A 20,927-nucleotide genomic window follows, 5' to 3' on the forward strand; every position below is an offset into this window, starting at 1 on the left:
ACTGGCTCAGATCTTAAATGTAGGGATTTTTAACAGGGGGGCTAAGACCCCTTTTATAAATAGTCAACGGCTGATTGATGGGTGCAGGGTGCAGGCGTAATTTGAAGTTGGGTGGGTGGGGCCCTCGCCTTGCTTTACCAAATACCAAACAACCTCCACAAATTGCACTCCAGAGCCACCATAAATCCCCCAATGGCATCTGGCTTGTCGCTGCCCTATTCTTTGTAGAGATTCAAACAGGAAACATCGGGTGATTGATTGGGATTATCCATGAATGCAACGATCACCTGGTCTTTGCAATCCCCATTTCCGCCACCGTGTCCACCCTCATCGAGTATCAGCAAGGTACCGTTGTTCAGTTGTTTTTTAAACAGCACGCCGTTTTTCGGGGGCGTTACCGGATCGTATCGATTCACAAAAATAAGCGTCGGGATATCCGATTCCTCAAAGTGCCTGTCTTCCAAAGGCATATGCCCGGGATGCCAATCCATGCCCGCCTGATAAAACGCATCAAAAAATCCGAGTTTAACGGGTACCAGGGGATAATCCTGATATACTTCCCGTATTGTTTCAGGGGTATTTTCTGGGTTGAAATTCTCGTATTTTTCTACGGACAATAACATGGTAAGGTTCAGCCCTCCGGTAAGGCGGTATTCAAACTCAAGCACGTTTTGAAGTACTTCGCCTTCTCCATTTAGAAAGGCATGGATCAACTCAGGTGCCTTCTCACGAGAATTGTCCTGATAGAGCAGGCGTCGGATCAGGTAAATACCGTCCTGCTCATTGATCACAAACGGGATAGAATCCCTTAAAGTAACATGTAATGGTGATTTCTCCAGATGATCTATCGCCTTAAAATAATCCCCTTCAAGATCCGGATAGGCCTTTTTACACTCCGGGGTGTCATTACAGTAATCAAAGATCCGAGAGAGGGAAAGGGAAAAACTATTCAGTCGATTTAGTAAGAAATCCCCGCTTAATGGAGCCGGCGAATCGAGTACAGAGGAATAAACAGCGTCGGGGAATAAATCCTGCACTACCCTGGCCAGGCGCGTACCGTAGGATCCTCCAAAAAGATTGTATTTCGCATATCCCAGATGCTCAAAAAGCATCCCTACATCTCTGGCACTTTGCTGCGAATTGTAGTGGGCGGGCTCCACATTGAATTCCGCGCACTTAATCTTATACGCCTCAATCATTTGCCGGGTGAGCGCGAGCTCTCCTTCCGGGTCCGCATCTTTGGCCAAAATCTCAAAGGAATCGAAAGACATATCAGGGAGGGGGGAAGACAAACCAATCCCCCGCTGATCAAAAAGAATAACATCCCGGCTCTGCCGAAAGGGATGCTCCATGATGGCTCCCAACAGACCCTCGTCGAGGGTTACGCCTCCAGGTCCTCCTGAAAAAAATATCATGGGATGTGCACCCTCCACCGGTTCTTTTGCGCGGACCACTGCGTAGGCTATCTGAATCTGCTTCCCTTTTGGTTTATCGTGATTTTCGGGCACTTCCAAAACACCTGCCGTCACTGCTTCATGTTGTGTAAGCCATGTGGGGAGCGCATATTCTCCGGGGTCCTGACCCCGCATATCTAAAACATTTCCGGCAAAAACGAGGAGTAACGCATAAAGGAGTAAACTTTTCATGGGAAAGTACTTAGTGGTTGGTATACTTAATTGACGACATCTGGAGGAAATTGTTACACCTGCCGGGCGGGAGGAGCGCGCTGAAATCTGGAATAATATGACGGGGGGGGTGTGTATCCTGTTGGATGACACCTGATAGGAAGTTTCAGCAGGGAAGTTTAATTTAAACCTGGGGGTGGGCGGGCATCCCCCCTGCTAAAAACCCAACGTCCCCTTAAAGCAATAAATCCCCGACTTCGCTCCAGTTATTCGCACGTTCAAACCCTTTGGTGTTGATGTTATGGGGAGAGGTAAAAAGGATGCTGCGGCCCTGGAAAGTTTCCAGGTTATGGCTTCGGTCATCGATTAAAACATCTCCTCTCAGCACGTGCTTGTCCCCCAAAAGTATGCGGTTGCGCCAGTGAATAAAGGGAAAATGCTCATCGAGCCATTGGTGTTTTTCAATCAGGGAATTGGGAAATTGCATCGCAGCGGAGGCCACATACACCTGATACTTTTCCACCAGTTCCCGCAATACTTCCCGGCTATGGGCTATGGGCTCCAGGTCGCGGAAAAAACCGGGTTCGAAATAATGCCCCCAGATACTTTCCCTGTGCTCCGGGACTTGTTGCCAGACCTCTCCGCCCATACATTGTTCACGTGTCAGGGAGCCGCCATGGCGTTTATTATACCACTTGATGTGCGCGCCGTACGTATCGGCAATCACCTCATCCATGTCCACAAAAACCGTCATGGCACGAAGTACACAAAAAAGGAAAAATTCAGCAAGGACTCAGGCGTTAAAACTACGTTATAATTGAGGCTCAGGTATTCGGGAACCTCATGCGAAGCGGATTGGAATATGAGCTAAAGACTGTCCAGTTCTACAAAATCAAATTCAGGGGACATTTCAATCAGCTGTCTTAAAATGGCGGCATGTCCGTTTCCAATAACAATCAGGATCCGATCCTGCGGTCCCTCAGAGATACGCTGCAGGTTCCTGAAGATCCGCAGGTTACGGTTATACCAATAGATGGATAACAAATCGGCTCCGCGATATTCCCCAAGTTTGAAATCGCCGATCAGGTATGCGCCATAACCATATTCATGGGACTCCCGGTTATTAATGTGCTTCATATAATCCAACAAAGGTACTTTGCTGATCATCCTGGTGTCTGCCATATACCATTCTGTCATAAGAGAGTCGTAAGGTGAATCACTTCTAAAATCATATCCTTCGCCCAAATCTTCCAGATAGGTGGAATCTGTCACTTCAATAAGATCTTCAATAAGGGCTTCTGCATCAATGCTGTAAAGCGTATCCAGACCTAATTCATCCGCCATGCGCATACCGATCTGATACCGTTCATCCCGCTTATCCCTGTGCCCGCCTTTTTGATATTCTCTGAATTTACGCACGGCACCCCAGTCCGGGTGTGCCTCCAGGGCAATCTTTGTTGGCTTGTAGGCTTTCAGGTAATTAATCAGGTCGGTAACTTCGGATTTTTTCGGTTCTTCCAGCACATCGATCTTATCTTCCTCGGAGGCCTTCATGGCATCCAGTCCGGGATAATTAAAATGGAAGGTGCCCAATACAAGCACCTGAGCGCGCTCTTTGGGGAAATAGCTGCTGGCCGGGGCTATCTTCATCTCCTCTTTGGACGTCGGTCTCTGTGAACACGAAGCAAAAAGTCCGAATACAAGGGTCCAGAGCACCATGCGTGAAATTTGGTAAATCATAGAATTCGGTTTTATTTTCAGTTGATTCGTTACATGTTTTATTAGAGAGCAATTAACTTCAATACTGTTACACCCGGGGCCCGATAAAGGTAACTGTCACACCTCTGTTTTATGTGCCATTGGCAAAAATGATTATCTTCACAAGCACAAATCAGTCCGATTGAATCACAACCTATGAAAAAGTTTTTAATACTTCTGATTTCGATTTCACTGTTCGGATGTTCAGATGACGATGGTGGCTCCACAACCAATCCGAATCGCGATCTGGTGGTCGGGACGTGGAACCTGTCGGAGTTAACAATATCGCCGGCTCAGGATATTAACCAGGACGGGAGTACAACTACCAATGTACTTTCTGAAATAGACTGCACCATTACAGGGCGAATCACCATAAACCAAAACAATACCTGGACCTTCTCAGGAAACGACCTGATCGTCACCACGATTACCGGAGGGTTGTTTATTTTCCAGTGCTCCGAAAACTCTCGAAATGAAGGTGGGAACTGGGATATAGAAGGAAATGTCCTGCGCCTTGCCGATGGAACGGGAGCTATTACACTGTTTTCCTTCAGTAGTACTCAGGAAACCCTGACCAATATTATCGGGGAAAATCTTCCTGGTTTACAAGCTGAGATCTATTCAAAACAATAACTCGGTTTACATTATTCCACAACCCGAGGCCTCGCCTTAATCTGTGGCAACCTTTATTTTTACCTCCCTGAATATCCGATCTGAGGAGTTTCCGATGTAGAGGCTGTAATCACCAGCTTCCAACTGCCAATCAGAAATGTCTTCATCGTAATACATAAGACTGGAAACCGGAATATCAATCGTATCCTTCTTTAATTCTCCAGCACCCAGGGCTACTTTATTAAACCCCTTTAATTCCTTTACGGGCCGGGCTACCCGGGATTTCGGTTTCCCGATGTAGACCTGTACGACCTCAGCGCCGGCCACCGATCCGGTATTCTGTATTTCAAAAGAGACGGTAATGGTATCCCCTGACCTGTAGTTTTTTCGATCGGTTTTGATTTCAGATACCTTAAAACGGGTATAGGACAGACCAAACCCAAAAGGGAAGAGGGGCTTTATATCTTGGGTGTCATGCCATCTGTAACCCACAAAAATACCTTCTTCATAAAATTGTTCTTTTTTGATCCCGGGATATGAAGAAGCGCCGAAACTATGTGCGGCATTATCCTCCAGCTTTACTGGAAATGAAAACGGCAGTTTGCCTGAAGGGCTGATATCTCCGCTTACAATATCCGCCAGGGCATGTCCTGCCATACTGCCGCCATACCATGCCTGCAGTAGCCCCTTTACATTTGCTATCCAGGGCATTGCCACAGCGTTGCCACTGACGAGAACCACCCCGACATTCTCATTGACAGCGATGACCTCTGACAATAACCGGTCCTGACCGAAAGGCAGGTCCATACTCTCCCTGTCCCCGCCTTCACAATCCTGTCTGTGATTTTTGTTCAGACCCCCGATAAAGAGGACCTTGTCTGCTTTCGCTGCGATTTCGATCGCCTGCTGACGCAGGGAATCTGCATCGTAAGGGGAAGGTTCCACACGGCCGTATACCGAAGGGCCGGATGCGTATCCCATAGCATGCAGGATAGTGGCCTTTGGAAAGCGCTCGCGCAACCCCTCCAGAGGAGACACCTCTATTTTGGCTTTCAATTCAGAAGAGCCGCCGCCCAGGGTCATGGAACGGGTGGCATTTTCACCGATCACAGCAATGGTCATTTCAACCTCAGGGTCCAGGGGGAAAAACGCCTCTTCATTCTTTAACAATACCATGCCCGATGCAGCCACTTTTCTGGCTACATTCAGGTGTTCCTGATTGTTCATCCTGCCCCTGCCCCGATTCGGGTTCATAGTCGTGCGAAACATCAGGCGTAAAATGCGTCTTACTTTATCATCCAATACGGATTCAGGCACTTCTCCGGCCTCCAGAGCCTCCAAAAATGGATTGGCGAGGTAATAATTGTCATAGGCATTGACAAGGGTTGTTGTCAGTCCGTCCGTACCTGTACCCATCTCCATGTCCAGCCCGTACAGGGCGGCTTCCATCGTATTATGGGCGCTTCCCCAGTCGGTAATAACCACACCGTCAAATGCCCAGTCCCCTTTGAGGATTTTGTTGATCAAAAGTTCGTGATGACTGCAATATTGCCCGCGAAACTTATTATAGGAGCCCATGACGGACCATACTCCTCCCCTTTCAACAGCAGCCTTAAAAGCGGGGAGATAGATTTCATGCAGCGCCCTGTCGCTCACCTCCACGTCAACGTAATTCCGCCATTTTTCCTGATTGTTGAGGGCAAAGTGCTTTACACATGCGGCTACCCCATTTTGTTGTACTCCTTTGATATACGGAACGACCATTTCAGAGGCCAGGTAGGGATCTTCCCCCATATATTCAAAATTCCTCCCATTTAAGGGAGTGCGATAGATGTTCACCCCAGGGCCGAGTAAAACGTCCTTCCGGCGATAGAGTGCCTCTTCTCCCAGACTTACGCCATAGGCATGGGAAAGCGTGGGATCGAAAGTGGCCGCAAGACTGGTCAGGGCAGGGAAAGCTGTAATCGAATCGTTCGTCCATCCGGCATAACCCCAGTTGTCCCAGTTGATTTCACCCCGAACCCCATGAGGCCCGTCGGACATCCACACCTCTGGAATTCCCAGGCGGGCAACTCCAGGGGTGCTAAACTTGGACTGGGCATGGCACATGGCCACTTTTTCTTCAAGGGTTAGTTGGGTCAGGATTTCTTCGATGGACTTATCTACATCCTTCATTTTATCAATATTTAAAGAGCTGCTATCTGAATATTCTGGCGTTTGGGCATTCGATACCTGCAGACTTAATAACAGTGCGGCAAAAGGCACTGCCTTCAGGATCGAAAAGGCCGGTCTGGAGAAAAAAAGCATTTTAAGGTGTTTTAGTTCGGGAGAAGAAGTAATCTCTTCTCCTGCGTTATTCCGGTGTTTATGGACTTCTGCCCTGGATTATACTTTAATTCCAACATTAAGCCGCTGTATTTTACCTGTTCTCCTAAAAATAGCATCGCTCTGTGAGGCTCCAAGGTGAGCGGTCTTCTGGGTTTCCACAGTCCCATCCGATAGATGGATTTCCAAATAAGGTTCTTCGCTAAAGCAATATACCACGGGAACCTGGCAATAGGTAAAGGCAAGGGCCTTTTCCGGTACCTCTATGGTCTGAACCCGATTCCGGACATCCACATAATCAAAAGTCCGGGGTTTAGTGAGAAATTCCTCTGGCTGGAGCAGTCCGGAGCCAAAATGTATACACCCCTCTGCGACCTGCACTCCGAGTTCGGCCATACGAACGAGAATATCCTCCTTGACCTGACCCGTCATGCCGGGCTGTTGTGCTCCCCGATGTGCAGGAGTGTGCGAATAGGGATCGGTTGGAAATGCGCCATACAGCTGTGGAGGCTTATGCACACCGATTCCTTCGTTGATTTGCCGGTAATGTTCCAGAAGCCCCTTGCAGGTCTGGGAATCTACCTTTGAATTGAGCGCCTTTATACAACATTCCTGTGCCGCCAGGGCAAGTTTTGAGACCATATGCCAGTAGATGGAACCCAGACCTTCGTAACCAAAGAAGGTTCCCGACCTACCCGTAAAGGATTTATGGTCAAACACGGCTTCAAAAATCTCCAGGATCAGTTCCCGTTGTTCTGAAACCTGGCTGTGGTATTGCTCAGGCAAATCGGAAAGGGCCTTATCCAGGCTTTTGGCATTGTTGAAACTGCCATTGAAATGATAGTTTCCGGCAACATCTTTTTCAATAACCTGACGGTTCCCATCCGACAAGAGTTTGAGCAGGAGCGACGACTTCCCTACCTGGTCATCAGGGATTTTGTTTTTGTCCACAAACCTGGGCAAGTCTTTATCCGGGTAAAGGATATAGCTATTCTGATCTTTGCGGTAAAGCGCACTCTTTCGAAGCGCATCCAGGACCTCCAGGGCCTGTTCCGGATTCAGGGCACCCGAACTGAGGACAGCCACCTGCCCTTCCAGCATTTCACTCAGGTGGGCTACCGAAATGGAGTCCTCCCCGGAAACGGTCATCAGGTTATAGGAATGATAGAGTTTATCAGGGCGCTGGTTCGCTCTAATAGCATGGTCTGCAAAGGAAGACATGACCCTGGTAAAATCTTTAAGATCAGCGGTTGAGATCTTATTTTTTACACCTGAAAATCCGTGATCGTAGACCTGGGTGCGATACCGGCACGCTGCCTTGCCCAGGGCATCGACAATGTCCTTGCGCACTGTATCTGAAATCGGGCCATTGAGAGCTCCTTCATACTTTTGCAGCCCTTGGGTAACCTCCTTAAAAAAACGTTCCAGCTCCTCAGAAATAGTCACATTTTCGAGCTGATAAGTCTCGAGTACCCCTTCGAGGTAACTGAGAAAACGCTTCAGGTAGTACAAGGTGACCATAGAGACACCATTGCCGACCAACGCATTGTTGGCGTCGTTCCATTCCGGTCGCTGGGTGTTCAGCCATATCCCTGCCTCAGGGATAAAATTGGATGCCTTGGCCAGAAGGGTGGCGAGTAATTTTTCCACCAAGTTTACCCGGTAGGGTGCGTCCTGGAATTGTATTAATGTACCATCGGCGCCCATCTGCTCCTTCCGCCTGGAAATCTCCTGTTCGAGTTCATGATTGAAATCAATCGTATCCTTCGGATTATTAAGGATGTCTTTATATGGCTTAATTCTGTAGGGCACATTGGCATAGACAAATAGATCCCGATCCCAGTAGCTCAGGAGACGACCGGGATAATACGCCTCGATAAACTCAAGGAATTTCAGAAGGTATATCAATTGGTGATCTCCCCAATACCCAATGTACGACCATGGGTCATCAGGCTCAATAACTTCCCAGTCGATCCCCGACTTGGTAATTCGATAGGGGTTATAACCATCAAAAGTGGAGGCATTGAGAAACTTATGGATCATCCCGTCGATAAACTCCGGATAGGCATGGGCCAAAGCCTCCCAGTTCTGGAAGATATCCCTCCAGTTTCCCTCATAGTCCAGTATTTTTGATCCGTCCTTTTCACTTTGGGTGTTGATTGAAAAACGGTTCCATGGCCGGCTGGGATCCCCGTGCCGCCTGCTGAATTTTAAGGGCAGGTATTCACAGGCAAGCCGAAAGAAATCGGGATCTGCAGTTTTGGTTAGCTCCCGTAAATCAAAAAGTGTAAAGGTATCTGGCAATGCCTGTAGCCGATCTTCCTGTTCTTTATAAACCCCTGAATTGGCATGCCGCAGGTAGGTGGTAAAATCACGTTTTTCAATCTCGTAATTCTGATCGAATATCCCGCCGCGCATAATATTGTACATGGTGTTGGCGTAATGCCTGGTAATGCGCAGCTGGTCCCGTGTAAGTTGCAGGCCATCTGCAGCCGCAGTCAACCCGATCAGGCGCCGTGTCCCCTGCCTGATGTCTTCCAGAACACGGAGCTGCAGGGCCTCAGGGTCGGTGAGATCCTCAAGGAGTCCTTCAATATCCGAAGGCCCCTGATTCACATTTGCTACCAGCATCCAGTGGTGCTCCTGTTTCGGGGGAAGGGACAGCTCTGCCCCGATAAAATACGCCCCCTTTTCTCCTCGGATGTCTGTCTCTGAGGTCATTTTCAATCCTGATCGAAAGGCATCGAGTTGCATGGATGAAATCAGGTAGTAAGGGTCCTTAAGTCCAACGGACCAGGCCACATTTGCCTTCAAAGATTCACTGGGCTCTGCCTTATCCACAATGATCGCGCTCAGGCTATATATTCCAAGACCTGCTTCCGGCTGTAATTCACTTTTTTTATAGGCATCCACCAAATTGCTTCTGCTGTTCTGCAGGTCAGTGGTCACCCCATAGGGCAGGATATTCTGCAAACCGTCCAGCAGGTGCACGTTCACACTGGTATTCCCGTGGTTCATCAGGCTTGCCTTTTTAGCAAAACCAAACAGATTGGTCGAATTCCATTGGTACCTCAAGGTAAGGCCCAGGTCCGAATTGACCTCTTCAAAAATTACTTTGTTGCAATAGGCATTTTTATAGAGGTTACGTCGTATGGAATAGGCGCCTGTTTGTCGTTCGGAAAAGGGTTCCCACAAAAACGTCTTCCCATCTTTCTCAAGTCGCAGCAGTGTTTTACTACCCGTAATTTCGGCGCTCTCTGTAATCTTGTCATCCGTGTAATATGGAAAAAGTGCAAATTCGCTGTTCTTCCGTCCGGCTGTCAACCCCCCATTACTCGAAATAAACATCCAGTGATTGGAGTCGCTGACGATGCTCATAAAAAAAGGCCGCATTAAATCACTATTGGCTATTTTATAGAAGACCTCACCTTCCAGCTCAATCTGACTGCCCTGAACCTCACCCTCATTGGGATGATACTCATTTTTTCCCACAAAAATTTTTTCACTCATAAGTAATTGTATTGTGAACCTTTCCTGGCACCGGATTACACGATCCGAACCGGGTATTTGCCCCTATCTGTTTACAGCGAATCGGAAAGCCCGGTTAAAACCTGTGTCAGGCAGGTCCCTTATTTTCGTATTAATAATTCTTCAACCTCTTCCAGGCTCCTTCCTTTGGTTTCAATCACATAGCGCTTTACGAACAGGATGGCGCAGAAAGAAAAGACGGCATAGATCAGGAATGTCATTGTTGGTCCCAGATTGGACAGTTCCCAGGGGAAAACCTGGGTCACTGAAAAACTTACCAGGGAGTTGAAAAAGCCCACCACCGAAATCGCTATCCCTTTAATCTTACTCGGGAAGATTTCAGAAATAAGCGTCCACATGACGGGACCCAAAGAAATGGCAAAGGAAGCTACATACAACAAGATAGCAATAAGCACCAGGGTTGCATTAATGTCGATAAAATTCGTGATTTCATTCCGCCTGAAGGCCAAAAACTGCTCCTGGTCCAGCCGTGTTTCCACAGCCTCAAACAATTCGGCCTGTCCGGAGTATGTAGTCCCTTTTAAATCGGACAACGCATTGCCGATTTCAATATCACTGACCTTGGCAAGTGTCGCTTCATCAAAGACATAACTCGCATTATTAAAGGCAAAGGTTGCCATCAGAAGGGCAATGGTCATACATGTCGTACCGATGAGCAGTAAGGGCTTCCGACCCAATTTATCGATAAGCCAAATAGCGACCAGGGTGAATATTAAATTTGTCAGCCCTACTACGATAGCCTGCAAAAATGAGGAGTCGGTACTTCCCCCGGCCTGTTCAAAAATGGTCGGCGCATAATAGAATATGGCATTAATCCCGGTGATTTGCTGAAAAAAAGCAATCCCCAGCGCGATAATCATGATTGTCGCATATTTGGATTTGAGAAGATCCGACAGTTTCCCTTTTACCTCTTTTCTGTCAATTCCCCTCTGTATCTCCTCAATGGTAGCATCCGCATAGGACTCGCCGCCAATTTTGGTGAGTATCTTGCGGGCAAGCGCAATATTATTGACCTTTTGGATCAGCCACCGGGGACTCTTGGGCACCGTAAAAAGCGCCAGGAAATAGATCAGGGCCGGAACGGCCTCTACCCCCAGCATCCATCGCCAGGCTTCCCCTTCCATATTGACCAGAAAATAATTGGAAAAATACGCCACTGAGATACCAATTACGATATTCAACTGGTTGAAGGATACCAGACTCCCGCGTAATTTTGGTGGAGCTATTTCGGCTATGTAAACCGGTGCGATCAATATCGCCCCCCCGATTCCAATTCCCCCGATAATCCGGGCGATAATGAATTCTGTATATCCGGTTGCCAGGGCAGACCAGGTAGCTGAAATTGTAAATAGGGCAGCCACAAGGATCAAGACGCGCTTCCTCCCGAATCGATCACTTAACGGACCCGCTAATAGATTCCCTGCCATGGCGCCAAAGACCACGCATCCCACAGAAAAACCGAGCATCCATTCCGTCATATCGAAATAGAGGGTTATTCCACGGACTGCCCCGGAGATGACCGCACTGTCAAAGCCGAGTAAAAAGCCGCCAAGGGCAACGATCAGACTGATCAGCACCGTATAGGACTTATTCATTTTGACGACAGTTTCTGTTTGCATGGGAAGGAGGTTTTTAACTTGGTGGGTTGCTAAATCCTTTAGTATTTTTCAAACGTAAAAAGGCAAAAAAAAAGCATGTGGTTTCAACATGCTTCCCAATTCAGTGACCTTCATGGGACTGAAGTTTCAGAGCTATTCAAACTACAGGATTTCGGCGCTCAAACCCGCCTGCAACAGTCGCGTGCAACGGGGTTTTAAATCGGTGATCTCTCCAGTCTTTACAGTACATTTCCCGTTGTAATGCACAATCAGGGAACATTGCTCTGCCTGTTCCGGAGAGTGCTCACACACATCGATCAGGGTCTGAATTACATGGTCGAAGGTGTTAACGTCGTCATTAAAAAGTACAATCTCATTGAGATCCTGCTCTTTTTCATCTACCAAAAGGGATTCTTCTAAGCGTTCTTTCGTACTCATATTGAAAGGCTTTGTTACGAATATAGTAAATTTTTTCGGCGCCACCGACCTGTGAAGTACGGGTTTTTCCCGAGTGGAAAATCTGTTTGATTTAAGGCCGATTTACCTGTGCGCTATTTCTTTTCCAGGTGGGCAGCCGTCCATAAATCGGATTCTCTTGAACTACTAAATGCCAGGCCATGTAAGTGGGCCACTTTTTTAAGATGCGCCAGATCTTCCCTGTAAAAACCACTGATAAGCAGGGAGCCTCCCATTTGAAGGCCAGCCGATAATTCCGGCATGAGTTCTTCGAGGGCATTCCTGTTGATATTTGCCAGAATAACATCAAAATCCCTGCCGGCCACAACCTCCACCGAGCCCTGTAAAACTTCAATTCCCTCCTGCTGATTCCGATGGGCGTTCTCCACGGCATTCTCAAAGGACCATGGGTCGATATCTATTGCCGTTACCGCTTTAGCTCCCAACATTCCACACAGTATTGCGAGGACCCCGGTGCCCGTACCTACGTCCAGCACAGATGTATCCGAAATCTGGAGATCCAGAAGATAATCCAGCATCAGGCGGGTGGTCTGATGATGGCCCGTCCCAAAACTCATTTTCGGCGATATAACGATGTCATAGGTGATGTTTTCAGGGGGTTGGGCATGAAAGGGTGCCCGGACCATGCATTTGTCCCTTACTGTTATCGGAGTGTAATCGCGCTCCCAGACCGCATTCCAATTTTCGGGCTCCACGACCTCCCACCGATGGGTTAACGTCCAGAGCGCACTGTTCAAATACGGAAGCTCCAGAAAGGCGGCTTCATCCCATTGGGATTCCTGAATATAGGCCTTTAAACCTGTTTGGGTTTCTTCAAAACTCTCAAAACCCAGTTCGGAAAGCGCAGCGATAAAAATATCGGTAGCCGGCTGCAACGGATGCATTTCCAGGGTACACCGGACGTAGTTCATTGGAGAAAATCTTAGTCAAATGCCTTTATAATGGCTACAAAATCCGCTGCATTCAATGCCGCCCCGCCGATAAGGCCGCCATCTACGTCTTTTTTGGAAAAGATTTCTTTGGCATTTCCGGGCTTCACACTTCCCCCATATAGAATGGATACGGATTCTGCAGTAGCTTCTGAGAAGGCTGCGGCCAGACGCTGTCGGATAAACGCATGCATTTCCTGAGCCTGTTCCGGGGAAGCAGTTTCACCAGTCCCGATGGCCCAAACAGGCTCATAAGCCAGGATGATTTGATTCCATGCACTCTCAGGCAGGTTGAATAAGGCCCGACTAAGCTGGCGTTCCACAACTTCAAAGTGTTTCCCTGCCTTTCGGTCGGCCAGTTCTTCCCCAAAGCAAAAGATCACCCGCATATCTTTCTCAAGGGCTTTGGCTACTTTTTTCTCGAGAAGTTCATCGGTTTCATGAAAGTATGCCCTGCGCTCAGAATGCCCGAGGATGACCGTTTGAATCCCAATCGAGCGAAGCATATCCGCGGAGATTTCACCTGTATATGCCCCACTGTCTTCAAAATGCATGTTCTGAGCGACGGCTTCAATGCGAATACCATTGAGCTGATCCACGGCCGATTCCAGGTTTACAAAGGTGGGGGCAACCATCACAAGTGCTCCGGTCTGGGGTAATTCCGCAATCAGATCGGATAATAGCGCTTTGGTACCCGCTTTATCCATATTCATTTTCCAGTTGCCTGCTACGATTTTTGTCCTCATGAGACTATGTATTTATTGTTGTTTTGCTTCAATTTCCCGGACTTCTTCCAGGGTGTATACTTTGTACGCTGTTCCTTCTCCAAAAAGGTCTGCCACGTACTCCTCCACGGATTGGTTGAACCCGGCCGCTTTGCGTCTGTTATTGACTTCTTCCGGATTTTCAATAGGCCAGATGAGGTTTATTTCCTCCGGGGTATTCATAAAATAAGACCTGCCCTGCGTTCCGTACTTCTGTGGCAGGCCCTGCCCCATAAGGGAACGGTCAAGCATCATGGCATAAAGGCGATACGGAAGCTCACCGGTCTCAGCAGCGATCTGGATCGAGGGTAAAAACTCATCAATACGCTCTGAATGCTGAATGACATACCAGGCCGCCTTATTGGTTTCAGGACCGACCAGGCTCTTACCCGGGTAGCCGTGCACCTGGAGGATCGAATCGATAAGCACCATATTTTGTTGGTCGATTTCAAATTGTTTTCCCCAATTCTCCATGGAGAAGTCGGATCGGTATTTCTGATCCATAACCATTATGCTATCAAGGGTGGATTTCAGATCCTCAGGATACCGGTCTGATTCTTCCAACGTCGGAAGGTTCAACTCATCCAGGTCATTGAAATGCAGTTTCTGGACAATAATCCCATCTTTAAGCCTGAGCAGACCCGGATTGGACCTGACGATCGTCTTCAGGGCGGTCATATCGGTAAAATAAAACGGAAAATCAAGGCCGTAAGCCTCCTTTAGTGAACCGGTAACCTCCCCTGAAGATGCCGAAAGACCAGCTACAGAATACCCAAGGGTAAGGGCCGAATCGGTATGTTTTTTAATCGCTGTAAAAGCTTCCTTTTCACTTTTATCGAGATCATAGGCTACGACCAACAGGAGGTTCCTCCGCTGCAGTATAGAAGATGCCAGGTCCTGGCCATTGTACTCAATCGTAAAATCGTGAATGGGTGGTTCGTAACCGCTTTGAATCTCCCTGGTACCTTCCAATCCCACAAACTCCCCCTTAACATCGGGGTATTCCCCAAGCGTAGTGATCACCTTGTCCGTGCCATCAATATTGAATTTCCAGTCGTATTCGTATACCGGCTTGGGAGCGTCTTCGGGGATTACCATACCCTCGAGAATACTCGCCTGCAGTCTGTAGGGGCGAAAATCCACAACGGGCAGATGGTTCAGCACGTGGTTGCCAAACCAGATACAGGCCAGCAGGGCCATAGCCGTAGTCCCTAACCTGAAAAACTTGGATCCCAAAGGATTAATATACTTCTCTCCCCAAATCAGGATAAGGATAAGAACCAATAAGAGTACATCCTTGGAAAAGGACTCCCAGGGGGTAAGCTTAACCGCGTCTCCGAAACACCCGCAATCGGTAACCTTATTGAAATAAGCCGAATAAAAAGTGAGGAAGGTAAAAAACAGAATGGTGGCCAGGAGCGTCCAAAGGGTCAGGCGAATCTGATATCCCAAAAGCAGGGTAACGCCGAGGATGACCTCGAGGATCACTACAAAAAGTGCAATAGCAAGTGCGTAGGGTTCCAAAAAAGGCAAATCCAGAACAGCCGGGCTGAAGTACTCTTCCAGTTTGAAAGAAAACCCGAGCGGATCATTGAGTTTGATGAGCCCACTGATGATAAACAAAACGCCCACCGCTATGCGGCAAAATTGCACAAAATACTTCAAGCTTCTTCTTTTTTAGGTTCATCCGCTGCGCCCAAATGTATCAGCGCAAAGACGGCGTAGTTGATCATGTCCTGGTAATTTGCATCAACGCCTTCACTAACCTGGGTAACCCCCTGGTTATTTTCAATTTGCTTTACGCGCAATAGTTTTTGGAGGATCAGGTCGGTTAACGAGCTTACCCGCATATCCCTCCAGGCCTCTCCGTAATCGTGGTTTTTCGCCTCCATAAGCGACCTGGTATTGGCGATCTGGGTATCGTAAAGTTCCAGGGCTTGAGAAGTGCTCAGATCCGGCATTTCCACGACGCCGCGCTCGAGTTGAATCAGGGCCATTACGGAATAATTGATAATCCCAATAAACTCGGAACGTTCTCCTTCGTCCACCTTACGGGTGGCGTTTTCTTGCAGACTTCGAATGCGCTGTGCCTTGATAAAGATCTGATCGGTCAGGGAAGGGAGTCTGAGAATGCGCCATGCGGCTCCATAATCATTCATTTTCTTACTGAACAACTCTCTGCACTGCCCGATTACCTCATCATAGGCCCGGTATGTTTCCTTCATAGATTTTGTGTAATTTCCCGGCGGGGAGGAACCCTGCCAAAAGTACCATTTTATGTGGTCTAATCAACAGAACAAAGGTACCGATTTATGACGATTTGCTGCAAAGGCGACCTCGTGGACCTCAGCCGTCCCAGGGTCATGGGGGTTCTAAACTCTACTCCGGATTCATTTTTTGACGGTGGTAAATACTGGGATCCCTATCTGGGACTCAAGCAGGTAGAAGTGATGCTGAAGGACGGAGCCGATTTTATTGATGTAGGGGGGTACAGTTCCCGTCCGGGAGCTGCAGATGTATCTCAAACCGAAGAACTAAAAAGGGTTATTCCTATGGTCGAAGGAATTTTGGAGGAATTCCCGCAAACCCTGATCTCCGTAGATACTTTCCGTGCCATAGTCGCCGAAAAAGCCCTGGATGCCGGAGCGGCTATCGTTAATGATATCAGTGCCGGCCTTCGGGATTCAGAAATGCTCCCACTTATTGCCAAACGGCAGGTACCCTACGTCATGATGCATATGAAGGGCACCCCTCAAACGATGACCGACCATACCGATTACGAAAACCTGATCCCCGACATCCTGTATTACTTTTCTGAACGTCTTTCGGCAGCGCGGGAATTGGGCATAACGGACTGTATTGCAGATCCGGGTTTTGGTTTTGCCAAAACCAGAGAACAGAATTTCGAGCTCCTTCGCGGCCTGAACGCCTTTAAAACGCTTGACGCACCCATTTTGGTTGGCATCAGCAGGAAATCGATGATCCACAAAACACTTGGAATTACCCCAAAAGAGGCCCTTAACGGGACTACGGCTCTGCATATGGTAGCGCTTCAGGAAGGGGCAAACATCCTGCGGGTTCACGATGTAAAGGAGGCAAAAGAGTGTATTGACCTTTGGGGAGCCCTTCAGGGGAATAGCTAGATACAGGTTGGGTTAATTTTTCTAATTTTACAAAAAGCCTAAGGGATTGGATTTTCTTAATTTTCTTGACATAGGGGTTACGGACCTGATCGATATACTCCTGGTGGCCATCCTGCTCTATTACCTCTACCGCCTGGTCCGTGGGACGGTAGCCATCAACATTTTTCTGGGAATTGTAATAATCTGGGCTTTCTGGAAAGGAACGCAACTCCTTGATATGCGCATGACCGCGAGCATGGTTGGGGGCTTTATGCAGGTAGGCCTGATCGCCCTTATCATCGTATTCCAACAGGAGATCAGAAAATTCTTACTTGTAGTTGGTTCTACGAACTTTGCCAAAAAACGACGTTTTACAAAACATTTTAAATTCCTAAGGGAGGAAGGTGTAAATACGGAACTCAATGTAAATGCACTTATCAGAGCCTGTGAGATCATGGGCAAAAACAGGACAGGGGCACTTCTAGTAATTGAACGGGACACCTCACTGGATTTTATTACGTCCTCCGGGGATGAAATGCAGATTGAAATAAACCAGCCGATCCTGGAGAGTATTTTTTTTAAGAATAGTCCGCTTCACGATGGGGCTGCCATCATCAAAGGGAACAAGATCGTCGCCACCCGGGTCATTCTTCCGGTATCCCGCCAACAGAATATCCCAAATCGTTTTGGCCTGCGCCATCGGGCAGCTTTTGGAATCACGGAGCGCACCGATGCACTTACCCTTGTGGTCAGTGAGGAAACCGGATCTATTTCCTATATAAAAAATGGTGAATTTGTCGCTTACAAGGATATGGAGGAATTAGAACGGATCATCAGCAAAGACCTCAATACATGACCTGTAAGAATTGTAAGGCTGCTTTGAGGACCGATTATGTGTTTTGCCCGGCCTGTGGTGCAAAAGTCGCTCCGAATCGCCTTACTTACAGAGGGTTGTTTGCCGATATCCTGGAGCGATTTTTCGATTGGGACAACAGTTTTCACCGCACGGTCAGGACCATGACGGTACACCCGGAAAAAGTTATCGGTGATTACATAGACGGGGTCCGCAGACGCTATCTCAACCCGATGAGTTATCTGGGGATCGCCCTGGGACTTTCAGGTATTCTCCTGTTTGCCATGAAGTATAGTATCCATGAAATTGACTTTGATTTCCTCGGGATGGGTACCTCTTCTGCCGCAAGCACTAAAATCCTGGACGCGACGATGGAATATAATTCCTTCATCTTCCTGCTTTATATCCCACTCCTGGCCATCGCAGGAATCCTTTCTTTTAATAAAAGGGATTACAACCTGCCGGAACATGTGGTATCCGCAACCTATTCCCTGGCCCACTTCTCCATACTGACGTTCCCGATAAGCATGTTAATCCTGTTTCTGGTTCCGGAGGATTACCTGAAATACTCTTTGATCTACATCGTATTTATGATTGGGTATTCCCTTTTCGTTCTGATCCGACTGCACCGATACGGGCTGGGAATTACCCTGATAAGAAGTATGCTGTACACCGTATTAGTGATCATCGGCTATTTCGGCCTTTCCCTATTGATCAACCTGATTATGCTGCTTACCGGGGTTGTAACGCTGGAGGATTTTCTCCCAAAGCCCTAAAGGACCTCTTCGGCCATAAACTGGGCTTCGTAGAGCGCATTGTAGTATCCCTTCTGTTCAAGCAAGGATTGATGGGTACCCATTTCAACAACCACTCCCTTATCGAGCACCAGGATTTTGTCCGCTTTCTTGACCGTGGCAAGACGGTGGGCAATAATGATGGAAGTTCGGCCTTCGGTTACCTTTTCAGAGGCGCGTTGTATAAGTTGTTCGGAATACGTATCCACAGATGAAGTGGCCTCATCGAGAACAAGGATACTGGGGTTGCGCATATAAGCCCTCAAAAATGAGATCAACTGGCGCTGTCCGCTGGAAAGCATACTCCCGCGTTCCTTTACGTTGTAGTCATACCCCCCGGGTAGGCTGCTGATAAACTCATGAACGCCTATCTGCCGGGCTGCATTTTCTATTTCCTCCCTACTGATCTCCGGGTCTTCCAGGGATATGTTGTTTGCGATGGTATCCGCAAAAAGGAAAACGTCCTGCAGGACGACGGCGATATTCAACCTCAGACTGGAAAGGGTATACTCCTTAATATCGGCACCGTCGAGGAGGATAGTACCGGAATCAATATCGTAAAACCGGTTCAGCAGATTGATGATCGTAGATTTCCCGGCCCCGGTTGCCCCAACGATAGCGACCTTCTCCCCCGGGGAAACATCAAAAGAAATCCCGTGTAGAATTTCCTCACCGGGCTCATATGAGAAACGAACTTTATTGAAAGAGATCGCCCCTTCCATATGTGCCACATCCAGGGAGCCCGTATCTTCAATACGGCTATCCGTATCCAGAATCTTAAACACGCGGCCTGCCGCCACCATCCCCATTTGAAGCGTATTGAATTTATCCGCAATCTGCCTTAAGGGACGAAACAGCATTTCGATCAGCAGGATAAAGGCGAAAAGGGTCCCCGCGATTTCATTTCCAATATTCACAATGTTCTGCAATCCACCGTACCAAACAACAAGGCCAATGGCCAGAGAGGTTACGATCTCGGCGACGGGAAAGAAAAAAGAGTTATACCAGACCGTTTTTAACCAGGCATTTTTGTGTTTTTCATTTATCAGACGAAAGCTCTCACTTTCCATAGTCTCACGGGTAAACAACTGAACGATTTTCATCCCCGTTATGCGTTCCTGCACAAAGGAATTCAGATTGGAAACCTGTGCGCGCACCTCTATAAAAGCCACCTTCATCGCGCGCTGAAAAAGCCGGGTCGCATAGAGAATAATCGGTAAAATCGCAAAAACAAGAAGGGCGAGCTTCCAATTCAACCAAAGCATGATTATCGAGGCGGCCAGCATTTTGAGCAAATCGGCAACAATGGTGAAGAATCCCTGGGAAAAAATCTCCCCGATACGCTGGAGATCCGCTACCGAACGGGTTACCAGCACCCCTATTGAAGAGTTGCTGAAATATTTCATTCGAAATCCGACCATTTGTCGAAACAGCCGGACGCGCATATCCATAATAACCGATTCCCCCAGCCAGTTGGCATAATAGGTGAAAAGCAACTGACAAACCACCTGACCAATCAGAACACCCAACATGGCCAGTGAGAGATTCAAAAGCATATCCCGGTCCATCTGAGGAATGGCTATATCGATGATCTCTTTAAGGATCAATGGGGTAAGGATGGAAAAAATGGTAAGCAAAATGGCCGCCAAAGCCGTTCCCAAAAACGTTATGGGGTATGGGCGCGTAAAGGCGAGTACCCTTTTAAAGAGGTACATGTCAAATGCTTTACCACTATCTTTTTCCATCTTGGAGTTCTATCTGTTCAGGGTACATTATGCCGGTCAAATATAGCCCTTTTGCAGGTACCGAGGCTCCGGCGCGGGACCGATCCCGGCTTTTTATTATTGTCTTAACATCCTCCGGGGAAAGGTTCCCCTTCCCAACCTCCACCAAAGTGCCCACAATAGCCCGAACCATGTTCCTGAGGAATCTGTCCGCCGTGATTGTAAATACCCATTTATCGCCTGCCCAATGCCATTGCGCATTCGAAATCTTGCAGAAATAGGTTTTGACATCTGTCCGGGATCTTGAAAACGCCTTAAAATCCTCGAACTCTATTAAATACCCGGCCGCTTTGTTCATCCCATCGAAATCCAGTGAGCGGTTCTGATAAAAGGCCGTATGCTCCTGAAAGGGATCTTTATGCTGCACCAAAAAATACTCATAGGTCCTGCTCAGCGCATCAAAACGGGCATGGGCCTCCGGCACTACCGGGAAAACGCGTTGGATGGAAATGTCCGGGGGGAGGAAGGCATTCAGACGATGAACCAAATCTTCGGGTAAGGGTGCATCCCAGTCAAAATGAGCATACATCACCCGTGCGTGCACCCCGGCATCGGTGCGTCCTGCTCCGAGTATTTCAATGCGCTGGCCCAAAAGCTTCCCGAGGCAATCTTCAATAACTTCCTGCACAGAGATATCCGCTGGTTGGCGCTGCCAGCCGTGGTAATTTTTGCCAAAAAAGGAGCACTGGAGAAAATAGCGCATGGGAATAACACATTTTACATGCAAAGATAAAGAT

General features: G+C 47.9%; 17 protein-coding genes. 4 read left to right on the plus strand and 13 right to left on the minus strand.

Annotation, left to right across the window (positions count from 1 at the left end; genetic code table 11):
- Nucleotides 1–215: 215 nt before the first annotated feature.
- The 3 genes from QU605_RS05545 to QU605_RS05555 form a co-directional block, all read right to left on the minus strand.
- Nucleotides 216–1,646 (minus strand): alpha/beta fold hydrolase, encoded by a 1,431-nt coding sequence (locus QU605_RS05545; RefSeq protein ID WP_289724283.1) that lies wholly within the window; start codon nt 1,644–1,646, stop codon nt 216–218.
- Nucleotides 1,647–1,860: 214 nt separating this feature from the next.
- The gene (locus QU605_RS05550; protein ID WP_289724284.1) at nt 1,861–2,379 is read right to left on the minus strand and encodes a 5' nucleotidase, NT5C type; all 519 of its coding nucleotides are present in this window, start codon (nt 2,377–2,379) and stop codon (nt 1,861–1,863) included.
- Nucleotides 2,380–2,492: 113 nt separating this feature from the next.
- Nucleotides 2,493–3,365, minus strand: coding sequence for a DUF5694 domain-containing protein (locus QU605_RS05555; RefSeq protein WP_289724285.1), 873 nt, complete (start codon nt 3,363–3,365; stop codon nt 2,493–2,495).
- Between the two features lie 174 nt (nt 3,366–3,539).
- Between QU605_RS05555 and QU605_RS05560 the strand changes: the two genes are divergently transcribed.
- Nucleotides 3,540–4,016, plus strand: coding sequence for a hypothetical protein (locus QU605_RS05560; RefSeq protein WP_289724286.1), 477 nt, complete (start codon nt 3,540–3,542; stop codon nt 4,014–4,016).
- A gap of 36 nt (nt 4,017–4,052) precedes the next feature.
- Here the strand turns inward: QU605_RS05560 and QU605_RS05565 are convergent, their stop codons facing one another.
- The 8 genes from QU605_RS05565 to QU605_RS05600 form a co-directional block, all read right to left on the minus strand.
- A complete protein-coding gene (locus tag QU605_RS05565) occupies nt 4,053–6,302 on the minus strand; it encodes a beta-glucosidase family protein (RefSeq protein WP_289724287.1) in 2,250 nt (749 codons plus the stop codon).
- 78 nt (nt 6,303–6,380) lie between these two features.
- Entirely contained in the window at nt 6,381–9,830 is a 3,450-nt protein-coding gene (locus QU605_RS05570) for a 1,3-beta-D-glucan phosphorylase, GH149 family (protein WP_289724288.1), read from the minus strand.
- 119 nt (nt 9,831–9,949) lie between these two features.
- Nucleotides 9,950–11,488 (minus strand): sugar porter family MFS transporter, encoded by a 1,539-nt coding sequence (locus QU605_RS05575; protein WP_289724289.1) that lies wholly within the window; start codon nt 11,486–11,488, stop codon nt 9,950–9,952.
- 141 nt (nt 11,489–11,629) lie between these two features.
- Entirely contained in the window at nt 11,630–11,905 is a 276-nt protein-coding gene (locus tag QU605_RS05580; protein ID WP_289724290.1) for an ATP-dependent Clp protease adaptor ClpS, read from the minus strand.
- A 113-nt stretch (nt 11,906–12,018) separates the two neighbouring features.
- Nucleotides 12,019–12,855 carry a 50S ribosomal protein L11 methyltransferase gene (prmA, locus tag QU605_RS05585; protein ID WP_289724291.1) on the minus strand — a complete coding sequence of 279 codons (837 nt, stop codon included), beginning with the start codon at nt 12,853–12,855 and terminating at the stop codon, nt 12,019–12,021.
- Nucleotides 12,856–12,866: 11 nt separating this feature from the next.
- On the minus strand, nt 12,867–13,619 hold the full coding sequence (gene tpiA / locus QU605_RS05590; protein ID WP_289724292.1) for a triose-phosphate isomerase: 753 nt from the start codon (nt 13,617–13,619) through the stop codon (nt 12,867–12,869).
- Between the two features lie 12 nt (nt 13,620–13,631).
- Complete coding sequence (locus QU605_RS05595) at nt 13,632–15,302, minus strand: BT_3928 family protein (RefSeq protein WP_289724293.1); 1,671 nt, start codon at nt 15,300–15,302, stop codon at nt 13,632–13,634.
- Nucleotides 15,299–15,862 (minus strand): DUF1599 domain-containing protein, encoded by a 564-nt coding sequence (locus tag QU605_RS05600; RefSeq protein ID WP_289724294.1) that lies wholly within the window; start codon nt 15,860–15,862, stop codon nt 15,299–15,301. Before QU605_RS05600 ends, QU605_RS05595 begins: the two co-directional genes overlap by 4 nt.
- Nucleotides 15,863–15,949: 87 nt before the next feature.
- Between QU605_RS05600 and folP the strand changes: the two genes are divergently transcribed.
- Genes folP through QU605_RS05615 form a run of 3 tightly spaced genes read left to right on the plus strand, consistent with a single transcriptional unit; the run spans nt 15,950 to nt 18,388 of the window.
- Nucleotides 15,950–16,780, plus strand: coding sequence for a dihydropteroate synthase (gene folP / locus QU605_RS05605; RefSeq protein ID WP_289724295.1), 831 nt, complete (start codon nt 15,950–15,952; stop codon nt 16,778–16,780).
- Between the two features lie 46 nt (nt 16,781–16,826).
- The gene (gene cdaA, locus QU605_RS05610; protein WP_289724296.1) at nt 16,827–17,615 is read left to right on the plus strand and encodes a diadenylate cyclase CdaA; all 789 of its coding nucleotides are present in this window, start codon (nt 16,827–16,829) and stop codon (nt 17,613–17,615) included.
- Nucleotides 17,612–18,388, plus strand: a complete 777-nt coding sequence (locus QU605_RS05615; RefSeq protein ID WP_289724297.1) for a DUF3667 domain-containing protein — start codon at nt 17,612–17,614, stop codon at nt 18,386–18,388. Before cdaA ends, QU605_RS05615 begins: the two co-directional genes overlap by 4 nt.
- Here QU605_RS05615 and QU605_RS05620 read toward each other — a convergent pair.
- Both QU605_RS05620 and truA read right to left on the minus strand, forming a co-directional pair.
- On the minus strand, nt 18,385–20,151 hold the full coding sequence (locus QU605_RS05620; protein WP_289724298.1) for an ABC transporter ATP-binding protein: 1,767 nt from the start codon (nt 20,149–20,151) through the stop codon (nt 18,385–18,387). The two genes, QU605_RS05615 and QU605_RS05620, sit on opposite strands and share 4 nt — an antisense overlap.
- The gene (gene truA / locus QU605_RS05625) at nt 20,138–20,893 is read right to left on the minus strand and encodes a tRNA pseudouridine(38-40) synthase TruA (RefSeq protein WP_289724299.1); all 756 of its coding nucleotides are present in this window, start codon (nt 20,891–20,893) and stop codon (nt 20,138–20,140) included. The genes QU605_RS05620 and truA overlap by 14 nt, the downstream gene beginning before the upstream one ends.
- Nucleotides 20,894–20,927: the final 34 nt, after the last annotated feature.

The organism is Robiginitalea aurantiaca (assembly GCF_030380815.1).
Taxonomy (GTDB): Bacteria; Bacteroidota; Bacteroidia; order Flavobacteriales; family Flavobacteriaceae; genus Robiginitalea; species Robiginitalea aurantiaca.